Here is a 16,646-nt window from a genome sequence, read left to right as displayed (position 1 = left end):
GGTGGCGTGACCGAGGGCGTAGGCAGTCGCCCACTCCCGCTGCGCCGCCCGAGCGGGCGCCTCCTCGCCGGCCTCCTTCAGCCGCATCCGCCCGAACTCCCTGACCGTCTCCAGCATCCGGTAGCGCAGGCCGTACGTGGTCTCGCGGACGCTCAGCATCGACTGCTCGGTCAGCGCGTCCACGACGCGCAGGGCGTCCGGACCGAGGACGTGCTCGGCCGCGGCCAGCGTGCAACCGTCGCCGAACAGCGACAACCAGCGCAACGCCCGTCGTTCCGGCTCATCCAGCAGATTCCACGACCAGTCGATGACCGCGAGCAACGTCTGGTGCCGGTCCGGGGCCGTACGGTTTCCGCCGCGCAGCAGGGCGAACCGGTCCGCCAGGCGCCGCGCGATGTCCTCCACCGCCATCACCCGCACCTTGGCCGCGGCCAGCTCGATCGCGAGCGGCAGCCCGTCGAGGCGGGCGACGACCTCCTCGACCGCTGCCTCGTCGATCCGCACACCCGGGCGGGCGGCCGTGGCGCGCTGGCGGAACAACTCCACGGCGTCGCCCGCGGGCAGCTCGCCGAGCAGGTAGACGCGTTCGGCGGGGATCGACAAGGCGGCGCGCGAGGTGATGAGCACCCGCAGGTCGCGGGTCGTCACGGTCAGGAACGCCACAAGGTCGGCGACGGCCTCGATCACGTGCTCGCAGTTGTCCAGGATCAGCAGTGCCGGAGCCTGGTCGAGATGCTGGGCGATCCGGGCGCGAACGTCGGAGCGTTGCTCGGCGGTCAGGGCACGACGCCCACTGACCGAGTCCCGAACCCCGAGCGCCGAGCCCACCTCGCCCACCACGCCCTCCGGCGAGGAGACGCTGACGAGTTCGATGAAGTGAGCGACGTGCTGCGTGGCGTTCCTGCCGACGACATGAGCCAGCCGCGTCTTGCCCAGCCCGCCGGGGCCGACGATGGAGACCACGCGGTTCGTCTGCAACAGGGCGTGCACCGCGCGGATGTCGCCGTCGCGGCCGAGCAGCGAGGAACCGTCGAACAGGATGCCCTCACGCACCGGCCGATCCGCGACGAGGAGCTCGGCATACACGCGGGCGAGCTCAGGCCCTGGGTCGGTGCCGAGCCGCTCGACCAGGCCCGCGCGATAACGCTCGTAGCGCTCCAGAGCGGCGCCGGCACCGCGTACGGCGGCCTCGCTGCGCAGCAGGCAGGCGAGCAGCTCCTCGTCGTGCGGCCGATCGGCCGCGGCCTCCTCCAGCAGCGGCAGCGCACCTTCGTGAGCGCCGCTCCGGCTCCGCGCGATCGCCGCCACCCGTCGCGCCTCGGCCACCTGCCCTGCTGCGACGCTCCTCAGCTCGGCGAGTGCGCCCGTCGCGCCGTCCAAGCCGCCCACGAGTCCCATGGCCTCTTCGGCGCGGCGCTCCGCGAGCGCCATGTCGTCGTCGCCGAGTGCGGCACGTGCCTGCTCCACCAGAGCGCCGAGCAGCAGCGCGTCCACCTGGCCGGCGGGCAGCCCGAGCCGGTAACCACGCGGCATCCGTACCACGACGTCGGCGCACGTCGCCGACCTGGTCCGCGAGACGACCACCTGCAGCGCCTTCGTCGGGTTGGCCGGCGCCTCGTCGGGCCACAACTCCTCGACCAGGCGCTCGTCACTGACGCCTGCACGCCCGTGCAGGGCGAGCACGGCCAGCAGGGTCTGCGCGCGATCCCCGACCACGCGCACACCGCGCCAGCGGACGCCGTCGAGCAGGACCAGTGTGGGGGACACACCCTCAGCTTACGGACGAGCCACTGAGGAGCGTGACCGCGAGCACCGCTCCACGGCCAGCCTTACTGTGACAACCTTCGCGAAGAAGATGGCATCTAACCCGCCATGGAAGCGCTGAGCGCGGGGGATCCCCAGCGCATCGGGAACTACTGGCTCGCCGGACGGCTCGGTTCGGGCGGACAGGGCATCGTGTACGACGCCTACGACGCCGACGGCAACCGGGTCGCGGTCAAGGTCCTGCACGCGGCCGGCGATCGTGCGATCCGCGACAGGTTCGCGAAGGAGACGACGGCCGCGCGGCGGGTGTCGTCGTTCTGCACGGCGCGCGTGCTGGCCGCCGATCTGGACGGGCGCAGGCCGTATCTGGTCTCCGAGTACGTGCCGGGGCCGAGCCTGGGTGCGGCCGTGCGGGACGGACGCCGGTTCACCGGTGACGACCTCTACCGGCTGGCCACGGCGGTGGCCACCGCGCTGACGGCGATCCACGACGCGGGAGTCGTGCACCGTGACCTCAAACCGGACAACGTGCTGCTCGGTCCCGACGGCCCACGGGTGATCGACTTCGGCATAGCCCGCACGCTCGACATGTCGCTCACCAGGACCGGCGAGGTGTCGGGCACACCGGCGTACATGGCGCCCGAGGTGTTCACGGGGGAGCGGGCGGGCGGGCCGGCCGACGTGTTCGCGTGGGGCGTGATCATGGTGTTCGCCGCCACGGGGCGCGAGCCGTTCGCCGCCGACAACCTGGGCGCCGTCATGCACCGGGTGCTGTCGCACCGACCCGACCTGAGCGCCCTGCCGCCACGCCTGGCCCCGCTGGTCGAGGCGGCCATGGCCAAGGACCCGGCGGCCCGTCCCACGGCCCGCGACCTGCTGCTGGCGCTGGTCAGCGGGAACGGCGCCGACACCAAGGGGCTGCTGGCGGAGGGCAGCAGGACCGCGCGGGGCGTGTACGGGCCGGAGCAGGGCGATCCCGCTCTGGGGACGATCGCCGAGGACGCCTACGAGTCGCTGAGCCCCGAGGAGCGGGAGGTGGCGGCCGAGGTGTTCCTGCGGCTGGTGGCCGTCGGGGAGGACGGGCACGAGTCCGGACGGTCGGCCGGATATGACGAGCTGTTCGAGGGGCGCTCCGAGCGGGAGTCGGCGGCGGTCAGGCGGGTGCTGGCCGCGTTCTCGTACGTGATCGTCAGCGGCGACGGCACGCTGTCCCTGTCCCGGCCCGGCCTGCTGCGTGCCTGGCCGAGGCTGCGCATGTGGGTGGACGCCGACCGCGACGGGCTGGCCATGCTGAACGGCATCAACGCCGCCGCCCGCCGCTGGGCCGAGAACGGCAGGCGCGATGCCGACGTGCTCCAGGGCAGCCGCCTGGAGCAGGTGCTGAGCTGGGCCGCGACCGGTCGCCGGCACGTCACGCTGACCCCGTTCGAACGAGACTTCCTGCGTGCCGGCACCGACCTCACCAGACGGCGGGCCAGGCGCAGGACGCTGACCACGGTCGCGCTGGCCGGGCTGCTGGTGGTGTCGCTCGTGGCCGGCGGGCTGGCTGTCTGGCAGCGCCAGGAGACGGCGCGGCAACGCGACATCCTGGCCGCCAAGCAGGCGGCCGCCGAGGCGGACCGGCAGCGGACCATCGACCCGTCCCTGGCGATGCTGCTGAGCGTGGCGGCCTGGCGGGTCTCGCCGGCGCAGCCGGAGGCCCGCTCCAGCCTGACGGCCTCACTCCAGCAGCATGAGACGGCCGTCTTCCGCGACCCGCCGGTCACGGGCGTGGCACGGCGGCTGCTCAGCCGCGACGGCCGCACGCTGGTCAGCGTCAGCGAAGGCGGGGTCAACGTGTACGACGTGCGCACCGGCAGGCGTACGGCGAGCTGGCCCCGGATGACCCTGAGCGGGACCATCGAGTATCCGCCGGCGCTGAGCCGCAGCGGGCGGCTGCTGGCCGCGACCACTACCGAGAGGCTCGGTGTCTGGGACCTGAAGACCGGCAGGAAGCTGCTCGAACGGCCGCTTCCATCACCGTCCATGTTCCACTACAGCGCCGTGTTCGGCGAGCACGAGACCATGCTCACGGTGCTGTACAGCATGCATGACATCCACTACCTGCTCGACGTCTCGACCGGCGAGCAGTTCGGCAAGGGCGTCTTCGAGCTCCGCGGGGAGAAGGCGGTGAACCGGCCGCTCGTGGACCTCGCGGGCAAGCGTCTGTTACTGCCGGGAGAGCGCCTCGACCAGGTCGCGCTGCCCGGGTGGCGGATGGAGCGGCCGTTCCCCGCCTGTGCGGACCATCCCAAGGAGGTGGCGTTCAGCCCGGACGGCAGGACGCTCGCCTGCGGCAACAGCACGGATATCGCCCTCGTCGACGCCGCCTCGGGCCGCGCCCGCCGCGTCTCGCTGTCCTGCCACGCCTGCGGGACCGACGGCCAGTTGCGCTTCAGCTCGGACGGCCGGTACCTCGCCTCCTTCCTCAAGAGGGATGTGCAGGTCTGGGACCTGCGCACCCGGAACCTCGTGCTCGACCACCGCGCCGAGGGCGATCTGACCGACGTCGCGTTCGACCCCGACGGCGTCACGCTCCGGTACATCGTGGACGACGCCGTCGTCAGCCTGGACCTGCGGCCGCGCACCCAGGCGACGGCCGTGCCGGGATTGCCCTACCTCAGTGGAGACGGCAAGTGGGCCGTCGTCAGAGCCGGCAAGCAGCTTCGGATCTGGGACGTGGGCGCGGGCAAGGAGACCGGCCGCCTGCCCGTCGATACGGAGAATGCGGTGCCCGCCGACTTCTCCGGTACGAAGCTGGCCGTCATGGACGTCAACGGCACGGTCACGCTCTGGGACCTGCGTACCCGGGCGAAGCTCTGGTCGGTGCGGATGCCCGGGAAGAACGGCGCCCCCGTCGACGTGCACTTCGCCCCGGACGGGCGGCGGCTCGCGATGACCGTCATGTACGGGCGGGTCCCGGTGTTCAAGAAAGTGGTGCTCGACGCCGCCGACGGGCACGTGCTGAGCTCGTTCGACACGAGTTCCCGAGGCGGGCCGTTCCTGCCGGGCGGCACGGCGTACGTGTCGCCGGATGGCGGCAGGTTCATCGACGTCGGCACCGGCAAGCCGGTAGGTGCCGGGTTCGTGCCCACCGAAGCGGTCGCGATCAGCAAGGGAGGGCTCCTCGCCGCGTACGAGAGCACCACCGGGCGGGTCGGGCTGTGGAACGTCGACGGGCCGAAGGCACTGCGCCCCGCCCTGCCCCGGGCCGCCGCGGCAGTCGGTTTCCTGGCCTTCTCACCCGACGGCAGGACGCTCGCCACCGCCTCGATGAGCGGCGTGCTCCAGCTCTGGGACGTCGAGGCCAGGCGGCGGCTCGGCGGGTCGTACCTGCTGCAGGAGGGCCAGCCGTGGTCGCTCGCGTTCAGCGCCGATGGGGCGGCCGTGTACGTCGGGATGGGCGAGGCCGTCCGCACGGTTTCCGTTGGCGGAGAACGGGTCGCGCGGGAGGTGTGCGCGCGGGTCAGGCGCTCGCTGTCGCCCGCCGAGTGGGAGCGGTACCTGGGCGGAGCGCCGTACCAGAACGTCTGCCCCTAACAGAAGGGGCGGGCACGGGATGCCCGCCTCACCATGTGATCCGCGGGGAACGGCCGGTGCGGGGTTCAGGGTTCCGCGTGCCGGTCGAGGCCGAGCGTGGCGATGAGGTCTTCGTGGAGCTCGAACCAGACACGATGGCAGGAGTCGATGTCGGTGCGGTCGACCCAGCCGCCCTCCCCGGCTCGGGCGCGCGCGAGGGCTGTGGTGAATCGGGTGTCGTATCCGCGAAACCGTGTCAGGACGCTCCCGAGCCGGTCTGCGAGCGGCCGGAGTGCGCGGTCGATGTCGGCGAGCTCGTGGAGGATTCTGGCGTCCCAGGCGGTATCGGAGTGGTCGTTGACGGCGAGCCGATCGCCGGCGGTGGGCCGGAGCTGCCAGTCGGTGCAGGCTCGTAGCAGGAGGGCGTTCAGCGGGAGGAATGCGCGGTAGACGCCATGGACCTCGTCCGCACCGTCGACGCGAGCGAGCTCGGCCGCGAGCTGGCGTTCGTTCTCGACCCGGCCCGATCCGGTCAGCGACCAGCCTCCGGTGCCGGCGAAGGCGGTGTGTTCGACCCAGCCACATGCCTCGGCGTCGAGGAGCACCTCTTTCGTCTCGGCCGCGCTGAGGCCGTACCGGTGTGCGAGCACCGGGGTGTCCGCGAACCCCGTGATGCGCACGGCATGCAGGACCAGGAGGGCGGGCGGAGAGTCTGGCGTCATGAGTCGGCGTCCTGTCGTGCTGTGAGGCGGGTGTAGTGCTGCTGGCAGGCCTGCGGGGAGTTGAATCCCATCGCCTGCGCCATCTGCGCCCAGGTCAGGCCTGCGCTCCGGGCCATGAACAGCAGGGCTGATTCAAGTCCTTCGACCTCGGCGCGTGCGGCGGGCAGGAAGGTGAGCGCGCTCAGGATGTCCTCCGGGTTCAGGTCGGTGTTGCGCCAGACGGCGAACTGCACAAGGTCGACCGCTGACGGCGGGGCGGGCGGGGGTCGCCACGGACGGGCGTCGAGCGCGTCCGCGCCCAGGCTCAGGAGACGCTGCCGCGCGTCCTGCTCACGTTGGGCCTGAGCGTGGTCGGCGTGCGCACTGTGAGCGATGTCCTGCTTGCGTGCCATGCGACTCACCATGCACAATCAACGAAATATTGTCAACAATCTGTTGAAAGCGAGGGCGGATGATCGTACCTCTCCGGGAGGCTGTCGCCGATACCTGCGGGGGCAAGGCCGGCACACTTGGCGCATTGCTGCGCGCGGGTCTGCCGGTTCCTGACGGCTTCGTCGTCTCGTTCGCCGCCTACCTCGCCGCTGTCCGCGACCTGGACCTCGGACGGTTCGCCGGGGAGTCAGACGATCTTGCTGTGGCCCGCCCACTCCACGCCACCGTGATCGACGCACTGGGACGCGCGCTCGACGAACTCGGCGATCCGCCCGTGGCGGTGAGATCATCTGCGGCGGACGAGGACACCGGTCAGGCATCGGCGGCCGGTCAGTTCGAGAGCTTTCTCGCCGTGCACGGGATCAGCGACGTCGCCGATGCCGTACGTGCCTGCTGGGCCTCGCTGTTGTCTCCCCGCGCCATCGCCTACCGAGATGCCTCCGGCCGCGATGGCCGGCCGTCCGCCGATCTTGTGATGGCCGTCATCGTCCAACGTCATCTGGATGCCGAGGTATCCGGGGTCATGTTCACACCCGCAGGCCCGGACGACGCAACCGAGATCGAGGCGTCCTGGGGCCTGGGCCCCAGCATCGTCGGAGGCACGGTCACCCCTGACGCCTACCGCGTCGCCGAGGACGGGACGGTCACCCGCACCATCGCCGACAAACGGACCCGCCTTGACCGGCGTGGCACGCAACTCGTCGTTCGCGACGTGCCCGCCCATGCCCGGCATCAACCGGCGATCGACGACGCGACCGCCACGCAGCTCGCCGAGCTGGGCAGGGAGATTGCCGGCGCACTCGGCGGACCGCAGGACATCGAGTGGGCGATCGTCGACGGTCGCACCTGGGTTCTGCAAGCACGGCCGATCACCGCCGCACCCCCAGAGCGCCCTTCGCCTTCCGGCGCCTCGGACATCCCGGCCACCACACTCACCGGAACACCGGGCAGCCGCGGGACCGTGACCGGACCCGCGAGGATCGTCCGCGGTCCCGGCGACTTCGCGCGCGTGCACCCGGGCGACATCCTCATCTGCCCCTTCACCGACCCCGCTTGGACACCGCTGCTGCGCATCGCCGCCGGCGTCGTCACCGAAACCGGAGGCGTGCTGTCCCACGCCGCGATCGTCGCCCGCGAGCACGCCATCCCCGCCGTCCTCGGCGTCGCGAACGCGACAAGCAGGCTCCACGACGACACCCTCATCACCATCGACGGCACCACCGGCACCGTTGCGGCGACCAACGCGTGACCGATCACTTCCCCTACGGATCGAAAGGAGAAGGGGAAGCGGGTCCACACGGGCCTCGCGCCCCCAACGGCTGATGACAACGCGACACCTCTACCTGGCACGCCACGGGGCGGCCGACGCGTTCGGGGAACTCACCGCCATCGGGCGGCGGCAGGTGGGCCTGCTGGGCGAACGGCTCGCCGGCATACCGGTCGACGCCGTGTGGCACTCTCCGCTGCCCCGCGCCGTAGCGAGCGCGCACGAACTCGCCCGGCATCTGCCGAACGTGCCCGTGACCGAGGCCGCCGAACTCATCGACTACGTGCCCTATGTCCCCAGCGCGGCCGAAACGCCCCCGTCCTGGGCCGGCTTCTTCGACGGCTACGACGACGCCGAGGCAGCCTCGGGCCAAAGGCTCGCCGATGCCCTGGTCGCCCGGTTCGCGAAGGTCCCCGACACGACCGCGAAGGGGATCCAACCCGACACGCACGAGGTCCTGGTGACGCACGCCTACCCGATCGCGTGGCTGGTGCGGCACGCACTGGACGCGCCGCCGTCCCGGTGGCTCGGACTGAACAGCGCCAACACCGCGCTGACGGTCATCGAGTACCGTACCGGTCTGCCGCCCACGATCGTGATGTTCAACGACATGAGCCACCTCTCGGCCGACCTGCGCTGGACCGGGTTCCCCGGAGGTGTGCGGCCGTGAGGTGGCGGTGCTGCGCTTCGGGCTTCGGGCGCAAGGACAAGCGCCCGCCGCAGTTCCGTGACCGACGGCGTACGACGACCTGGCGGCCCGCCCGTGCATCGACGATGCTGTGACACGTGGAGTACGTGTCCAGAGCGCCACGACCGCCGCTGGCCGGGCTGATCGACGACCTCTACTACCTGGAGGGCACGCCGCCGTACCCCCGCCTGACGCTGCCGCCGATGCCGTCGGCGGTCCTCATCCTCAACCTCGGGGCGCCGTTCCGCATCCGCGCCGGCACCGACCTCGAGCCGGCCGAGTACGCCGACGGCTGCGTAGTCACCACACCCACCCGCGCGTTCGAGTTCGGCTACCCAGCGGGGACCCGGTCGGTCGGCGTGCACTTCAAGCCGTGGGGGCTGGCGCCGTTCCTGCCGATGCCCGCGGCCGAGCTGTGTGACCGGCCGGTGACGGTGGAGCAGGTCTGGGGCTGCGCCACCATCGCCGAGCTGCGAGACCGGCTGGCCACGGCGGCCGGGCCGCACGAGATGCTGACGCTCCTCGAGGACGAGTTGACGCGACGGCTCTGCGAGACCGCCGGCTTGGGGCTGGTCCGCCACACGAGCAGCGTCATCGCGGCGGCCACGGGAGCGTTGGCGATCGGCGACCTGAGCGTGGCGGCCGGACCGGTCAACTGGGTCGACCTCGCCGGTCGTGCCGGCTACTTCGACCAGGCCCACTTCGGCCACGAGTTCCGGACGTTCACGGGGCTTACACCGACCCGGTACGTCGACGTCCGGCGGCGCTTCCTCCGCGAACATCCCGGCCATGCGCTCGACGTCGGGCCGCTGCCCGCCGATTGATTTCTCACAAGAGCCGGCAACTCCCGGCACGCCACCATAGGACTTCCCCAGCAAAGGAGAGAGCCCATGAGCAAGGTCGTCATGTACAGCACGGTGTCGGTGGACGGCTTCATCGCGGACGACAACGACCAGGTCGGACCGCTGTTCGACTGGATGTCCAGCGGTGACGTCCCGTTGGACGAGACGGGGGAGGTGAAGGTGTCGCAGACGTCCCACGATTACACCCGGCCGTACTGGGACCAGATCGGAGTGACGGTCGTCGGCCGCCACGTCTTCGACCTGACGGACGGCTGGGGCGGCAAGCCACCGGCCGGAATCGACCACGTGGTCGTCGTGTCGCACCGGCCGATGCCCGAGGGCTGGGACCCCGAGGCGCCGTACCACTTCGTCGACGGCGTCGAGGCCGCCATGGCCAAGGCACAGGAGCTTGCGGGCGAACGCACGATCGAGGTCGCCATGGACGTCGCGCCCGTGGTGTTCGGGTCCGGCAAGCGCTACTTCGGGTCCGTCGACGCACAGCACCTGCTGGAGGATCCTGACGTGGTGATCCAGGGCAACCGGGTACTCCACCTGCGCTATCGGGTGCGCCGATGACCGATCTGAGCGGGTGCGCGAAGAAGCTCGTACTGCCAAACCCCCTCCCTTGATCCTTTATACTCATTTACCGGTTTAAGTGATCTGCAAGTGGCACACGGCAGGCTCTCCTCATCAGCGCAACGCTGCCGTCCGCTTGGATGGCACGAAGGGGAAACACCATGCAGTTTGGCAAGAAGCTCACTGCCATCGCCGCTTGCGCCATCATGGCGACCGGGGTGCTGGCCACGGCGACCCCCGCAGCAGCTAGTGCAGCTACTGCGGCTACGGCGGGGGAAAGTGCAGCACGTTACTACTACGGCGCCATCGCCGTGTCGCGGGACGGCCGTGTCGGCAGGTCCTGGGACTACAGAACAGCGACTGCCGCCAAAAAGCGGGCACTGAGGGAATGCGGCCGCTCCAGCTGCAAAGTCCTCACCACCTTTGTCAACGGTTGTGGCGCTGTCGCCTACAACGCCAGGAGAAACGTCTACTGGGGCGGCAGGGGGAGCACACCCGCCAGAGCGAAGAGGAACGCCATCGCCAACGCGGGCGGCGGCCGCTGGATCGCCTATCAGTGCACCAGACGATACCGCTAGCCCGGGTGAGCCAGCCGTTGCGATCATTGATCGTTTAACAGGTGCCGAGTCCCTGGAGATCGACGACTGGCCTCAGGCGGCCGAGCGCGTGTCGGCAGCTACAAACACGTGAGGGCCCCGCTCAAGAGCGCGTGCCTGTGGAGATAGATCAAGTGGGGCCATCCTTCGCAGATGGCCCCACTGCCAACCGCGAGACGCGGGTAACTCGTGCGCGGGCTGTCACGAGGGGAACCGCTCCGGGCGGAAGTCCGCAAGCATCCCATCTCTCTTCCCGCTGAGGATCTCCGAAGCAAGCAGTCGGCCGATGACCGGCCCGAGCGTGATGCCGCTGTGGGAAACGGCCTCGTAGTAGCCCGGCACAGACGGCACCGCTCCCACCGAGGGAAATCCGTCGACTGGGATGGGCCGCTCGACTACCCGCGTCTGTACGATGCGGGAGTTGCCGAGCTCGGGAACGACGTGCCGCGCCGATTCGTGGAGCAGCCGTGCGAGTTCCGCTGGATCTTCGCCTGTGTCGATGAGTGCGTCGATCTCGCGGCTGTGGAGAACCACTGAAGCGTCTCCGTCGGGACGGATCTCGATATGGGGCGCGTGCATGACCCGGTGAACCGGGACCTGAGCACAGCTGATCCGGGTGATGACGCCGGGTTCCCGGCGCATCGGCAAGTGCCGTGCGATGAGCCCGGCGACGTGGGAGGCGCTGGGACCTGCTGCGTTCACGACGATGTCGACGTCGAGACGACTCCCATCGGATAGAGCAACTGTCCGGATGCTCCCGTCTGCACCGGTGCCGATGTCACAGACCGCGGTGCCGAACCGGTGCTCGGCGCCGGCTGCAACGGCCTGGCCGACCAGGCGGCCGACGAGATGACGTCCGTGCACCCAGGCTTCGTCGGTGTAGAACACGACGGGAACCTCGCCGGGCATCGTGAGAGCAGGTTCAAGGCGTCGGCGCACCTCGGCCCCCGTCCACACCTCGACCCGGTAGTCCCAGCCAGCCAGCAGTGCGGCTGTTTCCAGGACCTTCGCCTCTGCTGCGGGATCGTCTGTCCAGCGCAGATGGCCGCTGGGATACCACCATGAGTCTGGCCCGATGGTCATGGCAAGCTCACGGTACGCCGCCATGCCCGCGACGTTCAGGTCGAAGTAGGACTTGCGCGCGGTCTTGTTGCTGGCATTGACCCACGAGAAAGACCAGTTGGTGACGCCTTCGCCCGGCTGACCCGCGTCGATGAAGACCACCTTGGCGCCGTGCCGGGACAGGTTCCAGCCCACGCTGGCTCCGAGGATGCCCACTCCGATGACAGCAACACGTTCAGGCCGCTTTCCGGACCCGATCCTCACGAACGCCGCCTTCCCAGATCACGGGCGAACTCCCGCTTCTAGCATGCACGCATGTGGAACGGTGAGCACTATGAACGGGACAGGCAAAGGTTGAGAGTAGGCAGATCAGGCGGTCGCAAGAGATGTCGGCTTCACCTGCGCCAGCGGTGGTTCCGCCCTGAGAGTCCTAGCGAGACCAAGGATCGCTAGGCGTATCCGCGTACCGCCCACCCCCTGGCGGTGAGCGCGATCGAGCCGTCCGGACCCGTGGGCAGGCGGCGGCGCAGCGTGTCCCGCAGGGCTGTCCTGTGGTCCTCCGCGAGCGCCATGACGTACCCAGGCGCAGGTCCCTGGCCGCCGAGGAACGGCGTCCAGTAGTCGTCGAAGTCCGCGAACACGGTCGGCACCTCGATCGACTCGACCACTACGCCGCTCAGCCCCGTTCCCGTCCACAGCTCGCCCAGCCGCTCCGGCCGGCACAGCGGGAAGCGCGCGCCCTCGTCCAGCGTCGCGGCGGCGGGGTCGAGGACGGTGGCCGCATCCCAGAAGTACCGCAGCATCGCCATGCCCTCGGCGTAGTCCCAGACATAGGCGGCGACCGTCGCGCCGGGAGCGGCCACGCGTGCGAACTCGGCCACGGCGCGGGCCGGCTCGGGCACGAAGTTGAGCACCAGCCCGCTGACCACCGCATCGAACCGGTCGGCGGGGGAGGACAGCGAGGTGGCGTCGCCGACCTCGAACCGGGCCCGCGCATCGGCGATCTGGGCGCGGGCATGCCCGATGAAGCCTTCCGCCGGATCGACGCCCGTCACCTCGGCGGGATCCGCGGCAGCGAGCACGGCGGCGGAGAGCGCGCCGGTGCCGCAGCCGGCGTCCAGCCACCGCCGGCCGGGCGGCACGCCGAGCCAGGGCACGAACGACGCGGCCACCCGCCGGCTCCAGCGGCCCATGAAGAACCCGTAGGCGTCGCCGCGGGCCCACACCTCATGCATCACGTCGCAAGAGTAGACCGGCGGAGCCCAGACGGCGCGAAAACGCGTTGCCGCAGATACCCGCCAAACGCATGGTTGTGCGCTCGTGATCACAGTGGTGGAGCGCGTCCTACCTGCCCGGCTGGGGGGAGGACGATCGGGCACAGCGCCCACAGCCGGTGATCGCAATCAGCACGTGCCGCTGCGGCAGGTCGCGCAACTGGTTGACCAGCGAGGCGCCGATGAACGCGCCCACACCCAGCGCGCCCCACAGCAGGCCGAGCGCCGACGCGTCGACGCCCAGCGTCCCGCGCACGTACAGGGGGAGCGCCACCTCTATCGGCAAGTAGAAGAAGTTGAAGAAGAACGCCGCGACCAGCAGTCGCGCGGCGACCGGCCGGCGACGCAGGATCCGCCCCCCGACTTATCGGCCTTTGGGCGGCGCAACGCGTCGCGGTCCCCGCTCGCGCGACGGCCATCGTCAAGTCCAGAGATGTCGAGCATCGCAGCCCTCTCCTCGAAGCACTGATAACTCTTGCCGTACGGACAGCGCGGAAGCCCATCAAGAGCACGATCCAACTGGCGGGATCGAGGCCCTGCAACGGACGTGTCGGATCCTCGCCGTCCTGATCTGCCCCGCTCCCAAAAATCACGCGGCGGTTCAGAACGGCGCGCTCCTTCCCCTGGCGAAGGAGCGCATGTTGGAGATCAGCAAAGAATGACTTGAGCAGGTCTTCCCCAAAGAAAGGATCCGCCGCCTCCGGGGCGAACTCGGCGGTGCCTGAGCCAGGCCGCTTGGCGAGCCGGCCTTGGCGTTCCTCGGTCTCGCACCAACTGCGTCTTCTGCGTGCCCCGGACATGGCGCGTACCCACTGTAGAAGATCGGCCGTGTAGGCCGCGTTGCTATACAACGCTGCTGTACGGAGATCAAAAGGCCGGGCCGAATGGGTTGCCGCCTTCGCTGTTCCAGACAGTCAGCGTTCCGGTGGCGGCCGAGAAGATGTCGGCCACGCCGTCGGAGTGAAGTCCGGCGTGTCCGATCCACTCATCGCGGCTCAGCGCGGGTTCTTCGCGTGGGTGAGGGTCTCCCAGGCCAGGAAGCGCGAGGCACCGACCGGGCGCTTCTGCTTCACCCACTTCACGGCATGGGGCATGTCGTATCCGAAACGCTGGTGCAGCGCGTTGTAGCCGACTTCGAGGTTCGGCCCGAGGCCGAGGGTGACCTTGCCGCCGCACAGCCACGATGGCACCGTCGCGCCCAGTTGCAGGCGAGCGTGGAACTCCATCGCGAATCGCAGCCGGTGCTTGGCCTCGGCGTACAGGTCCACGCCCTGGTGGCGGGCCGTCTCTGCGACGTGGGAGATGGCCGCGATGCCCCATCCGGTGTGCCCGAAGTCGCGGCAGGTTTCCTGGGCCAGGCCGTTCACGAACTTGGTCTGCCCGTGCCAGTAGTCGATGATCTCGGCTTCGGTGTCGTGCTTGCTGTTCGGCGGCGCCTTGGGTAGCGAGCCGTCCGTCGTGAGGTAGATGTAGGCGGGCAGCCTGCCGCGCCAGGTCGTGACCGCCCGGTCGAAGGAGGCGCGGTCGTCGAGGTGCACGGCGATGCCGATGGCGGCGTCGGTCATGATCAGTTCCCAGTTGCCCTGGTTGTTGGGCTTTCCGGCGATCACGGTCGGAAGGTAAACGGTGCGCAGCTTGTCGGCGAACCGGCCGGCCTGGGTCCAGCCGGTGTAGGTGTGCTTGATGAGTTCGGCGGCGCGGGAGAAGTTGGCGCCCGCAAAGCCAGTCTGCAGCGGCGCGTTGCTCCCGGTGTGTTCGGTGATCACGGCTGACCAGGCGTCCATGATCTGGATCGCCTTCTTGGCGTAGCGGGAGTCCTTGGTGAGGTACCACCGCAGGGCGTGTGTGTAGGCCGCATTGGCGTCCTCACGCTCGTCCGAGCAGCCGTGGTCGGGGTTCCCGTACATACCGCACTCCACGACGGCGCGGGGCTTGGCCGTGTAGGACAGCGAGGCATAGGAACTGCGTTGCAGGGCTTCCCAGGCAGACTTCCACGGTTCCTTGCCGAGGTTGGCTTTGACGAAGTCGAGCTGAGCGCGGCTGACCAGGACGCCGGGATGCTTGAAGGCGGCCGCCTGCGCGGGCTGCGGGGCGGATAAGGCGGCGGCCACGAGCATGGTGGCGGCGAAAGGGCGAGCGAGACGCAAGGGTTTCCTTCCAGGCGCGGACGTCCATTCAGCCAGCCACCGACTCAGCTGTCAACATTTCCGACTCGGCTGTCAACATTTTCGCGCCGTGGACATCGGCCGCTATTCCGCCGCATACCGTACCCACGGTTGGGCCCCCCGCCGGGCAATCGTGGAGGCCTGACGTGCTCAGCCGATGCAACGGTGAAAGGTGTTAGCAAGATCCCGAGATTGTCCTGACAAACATAAAGGCCCGCTCCAGGATGTGCCTGGTGGCGGGCCTTCGAGTGAGCGCGGCCGACAGGAGTCGAACCCGTAACCTTCTGATCCGTAGTCAGATGCTCTATCCATTGAGCTACGGCCGCTCGTTGCGTAAGCCAGCATAGCGGGTTCTAGGGAGTGCCTCGAACCAGTTAACGCAATCATGGCCCCCGCGCCTGGTTCCCCCGCGCCTGTGGATACATCGAAGTGTGTATCCACAGGCAGGTCCCTCGCAGGAGGGCGGCAGGGGGCTGGGGTGGTGGGATAGGAGCATGAAGTGGGTCGTGTTCGGGGCTGTGGTGGCCTTCGCGGCGGGTGTGGTGCTGATCGCGGGTGGCGCCTATGTCGAGCGCGGGGTGCCCGAGTGGCTGCTCGTCGTGCCCTTGGCGATCACTTGTGCTGGGGTTCTCGTGCGGCAACGGGCGCCTCTCTTGTCCCTGGGGCTCGGGGTGGTCGCGGTCACCGTGGACGGGTTCGTGGGGCCGTCCTTGGGGACCGTGCTCGTGTTCACCGACAACCTGTACGCGGCAGTGCTCTACGGGCCGGCCCGGTTTGCTCGGGTGCTGCTCGGGGTGACGGCCACGCTGGCGGTGGTGGGTGGGGCGGTGGCCGGGTTCATCGCCCAGGACTGGCGAGCGCTGGCCGTGATGGGGATCCAGGCGGGGTTGGTGCTGGTCACGCCGGTCACGACTGCGCTGGTGCTGCGGGAGCAGCGAGATCGGGCGGCGGCCGAGCGGCTGCGGGCGGAGCAGGTGGCGCACCTGGCGGAGCTCGATCGGCAGGCGGCCATCGCCGCGGAGCGTACGCGTATGGCGCGCGAGCTGCATGACATGATCGCCAATCACTTCAGCGCGATCGCCATCCAGTCCACGGCTGCGCTCTCTCGTAAGGACCTCGATCCGGAGACGGTTCGGAAGGTCATGGAGTCCGTACGGGAGAACAGCGTCAAGGGGATGGCCGAAATGCGGTCCATGATCGGACTGTTGCGGCAGGAAGGGGAGGAGCCTGAGGCCACTCGGCCGCGCCTGGCCGATGCGGAGACCTTGGTGGAGCGGGTCAGGCGGGCGGGGCTCGTTGCCGGATTGCGGGTCGACGGGGATGTCCGTGAGGTGCCTGCCTCCGTTGACCTGGCCGGCTATCGGATTCTGCAGGAGGCGTTGACCAACGCGCTCAAGCATGGGGACTCGCCGGTTGACGTCGTGGTTTCCTATGAGGCCGGGCGTGTCGTGGTGACCGTTGACAACGTCGTGGGAGGGGCAGGCGCGGCGCGGTTGCCGGGGGCGAGGGCCGGCGTGATCGGCATGCGGGAGCGGGCCTCGTTGGTCGGAGGTTCCCTCGATGCCGGACCTGGTGGGCAGGACGGCATGGGGCGGGGCCGGTGGCGGGTGCTCGCCGTGCTGCCTACCTCTGACCATCAGACTTTCCACGGGAATGGGGCGGGGCCGATTGCGGTCAACGTACGGCAGGAAGGTGCGTGA

The 16,646-nt window shown here is 69.6% G+C and carries 13 protein-coding genes, 1 tRNA gene and 1 pseudogene; 7 read left to right on the top strand and 8 right to left on the bottom strand.

Annotated elements, in window-relative coordinates; genetic code table 11:
- Positions 1–306: 306 nt before the first annotated feature.
- A pseudogene (locus OHA25_RS05960) lies at positions 307–1,533 on the bottom strand (ATP-binding protein); the annotation flags it as partial.
- Between the two features lie 339 nt (positions 1,534–1,872).
- Here OHA25_RS05960 and OHA25_RS05955 point away from each other — a divergent pair.
- Complete coding sequence (locus OHA25_RS05955; protein ID WP_327586593.1) at positions 1,873–5,343, top strand: WD40 repeat domain-containing serine/threonine-protein kinase; 3,471 nt, start codon at positions 1,873–1,875, stop codon at positions 5,341–5,343.
- A gap of 65 nt (positions 5,344–5,408) precedes the next feature.
- Here OHA25_RS05955 and OHA25_RS05950 read toward each other — a convergent pair whose 3' ends face one another.
- Together OHA25_RS05950 and OHA25_RS05945 are read right to left on the bottom strand one after the other, a co-directional pair.
- On the bottom strand, positions 5,409–6,044 hold the full coding sequence (locus tag OHA25_RS05950) for a transcriptional regulator (protein WP_327586592.1): 636 nt from the start codon (positions 6,042–6,044) through the stop codon (positions 5,409–5,411).
- Entirely contained in the window at positions 6,041–6,436 is a 396-nt protein-coding gene (locus OHA25_RS05945) for a DNA-binding protein (RefSeq protein WP_327586591.1), read from the bottom strand. The genes OHA25_RS05950 and OHA25_RS05945 overlap by 4 nt, the downstream gene beginning before the upstream one ends.
- A 59-nt stretch (positions 6,437–6,495) precedes the next feature.
- Here OHA25_RS05945 and OHA25_RS05940 point away from each other — a divergent pair, with 59 nt between their 5' ends.
- From OHA25_RS05940 to OHA25_RS05920, 5 genes are all read left to right on the top strand, one after another.
- On the top strand, positions 6,496–7,725 hold the full coding sequence (locus OHA25_RS05940) for a PEP/pyruvate-binding domain-containing protein (RefSeq protein WP_327586590.1): 1,230 nt from the start codon (positions 6,496–6,498) through the stop codon (positions 7,723–7,725).
- A gap of 73 nt (positions 7,726–7,798) precedes the next feature.
- The gene (locus tag OHA25_RS05935) at positions 7,799–8,413 is read left to right on the top strand and encodes a histidine phosphatase family protein (RefSeq protein WP_327586589.1); all 615 of its coding nucleotides are present in this window, start codon (positions 7,799–7,801) and stop codon (positions 8,411–8,413) included.
- 116 nt (positions 8,414–8,529) lie between these two features.
- Positions 8,530–9,255 (top strand): DUF6597 domain-containing transcriptional factor, encoded by a 726-nt coding sequence (locus OHA25_RS05930; protein WP_327586588.1) that lies wholly within the window; start codon positions 8,530–8,532, stop codon positions 9,253–9,255.
- A 66-nt stretch (positions 9,256–9,321) separates the two neighbouring features.
- Complete coding sequence (locus OHA25_RS05925; protein ID WP_327586587.1) at positions 9,322–9,849, top strand: dihydrofolate reductase family protein; 528 nt, start codon at positions 9,322–9,324, stop codon at positions 9,847–9,849.
- A 161-nt stretch (positions 9,850–10,010) separates the two neighbouring features.
- Positions 10,011–10,427, top strand: a complete 417-nt coding sequence (locus OHA25_RS05920) for a DUF4189 domain-containing protein (RefSeq protein WP_327586586.1) — start codon at positions 10,011–10,013, stop codon at positions 10,425–10,427.
- Positions 10,428–10,646: 219 nt separating this feature from the next.
- Here OHA25_RS05920 and OHA25_RS05915 read toward each other — a convergent pair whose 3' ends face one another.
- The 5 genes from OHA25_RS05915 to OHA25_RS05895 form a co-directional block, all read right to left on the bottom strand.
- Entirely contained in the window at positions 10,647–11,771 is a 1,125-nt protein-coding gene (locus OHA25_RS05915) for an NAD(P)/FAD-dependent oxidoreductase (protein WP_327586585.1), read from the bottom strand.
- 185 nt (positions 11,772–11,956) lie between these two features.
- The gene (locus tag OHA25_RS05910) at positions 11,957–12,742 is read right to left on the bottom strand and encodes a class I SAM-dependent methyltransferase (RefSeq protein WP_327590933.1); all 786 of its coding nucleotides are present in this window, start codon (positions 12,740–12,742) and stop codon (positions 11,957–11,959) included.
- Between the two features lie 109 nt (positions 12,743–12,851).
- On the bottom strand, positions 12,852–13,100 hold the full coding sequence (locus OHA25_RS05905) for an MFS transporter (RefSeq protein WP_327590932.1): 249 nt from the start codon (positions 13,098–13,100) through the stop codon (positions 12,852–12,854).
- A 676-nt stretch (positions 13,101–13,776) separates the two neighbouring features.
- Positions 13,777–14,928: an alginate lyase family protein gene (locus tag OHA25_RS05900; protein WP_327586584.1), complete on the bottom strand. Its 1,152-nt coding sequence runs from the start codon at positions 14,926–14,928 to the stop codon at positions 13,777–13,779.
- Positions 14,929–15,199: 271 nt separating this feature from the next.
- Positions 15,200–15,272 (bottom strand) — tRNA-Arg (locus OHA25_RS05895).
- A gap of 168 nt (positions 15,273–15,440) precedes the next feature.
- On the opposite strand from OHA25_RS05895, the gene OHA25_RS05890 reads away from it, so the two are divergent.
- Positions 15,441–16,646 (top strand): sensor histidine kinase, encoded by a 1,206-nt coding sequence (locus OHA25_RS05890; protein ID WP_327586583.1) that lies wholly within the window; start codon positions 15,441–15,443, stop codon positions 16,644–16,646.

The organism is Nonomuraea sp. NBC_00507 (assembly GCF_036013525.1).
GTDB lineage: Bacteria > Actinomycetota > Actinomycetes > Streptosporangiales > Streptosporangiaceae > Nonomuraea.
The sequence above is the reverse complement of the archived record's forward strand: the minus strand, read 5'-3'. Positions and strand labels throughout refer to the sequence as shown.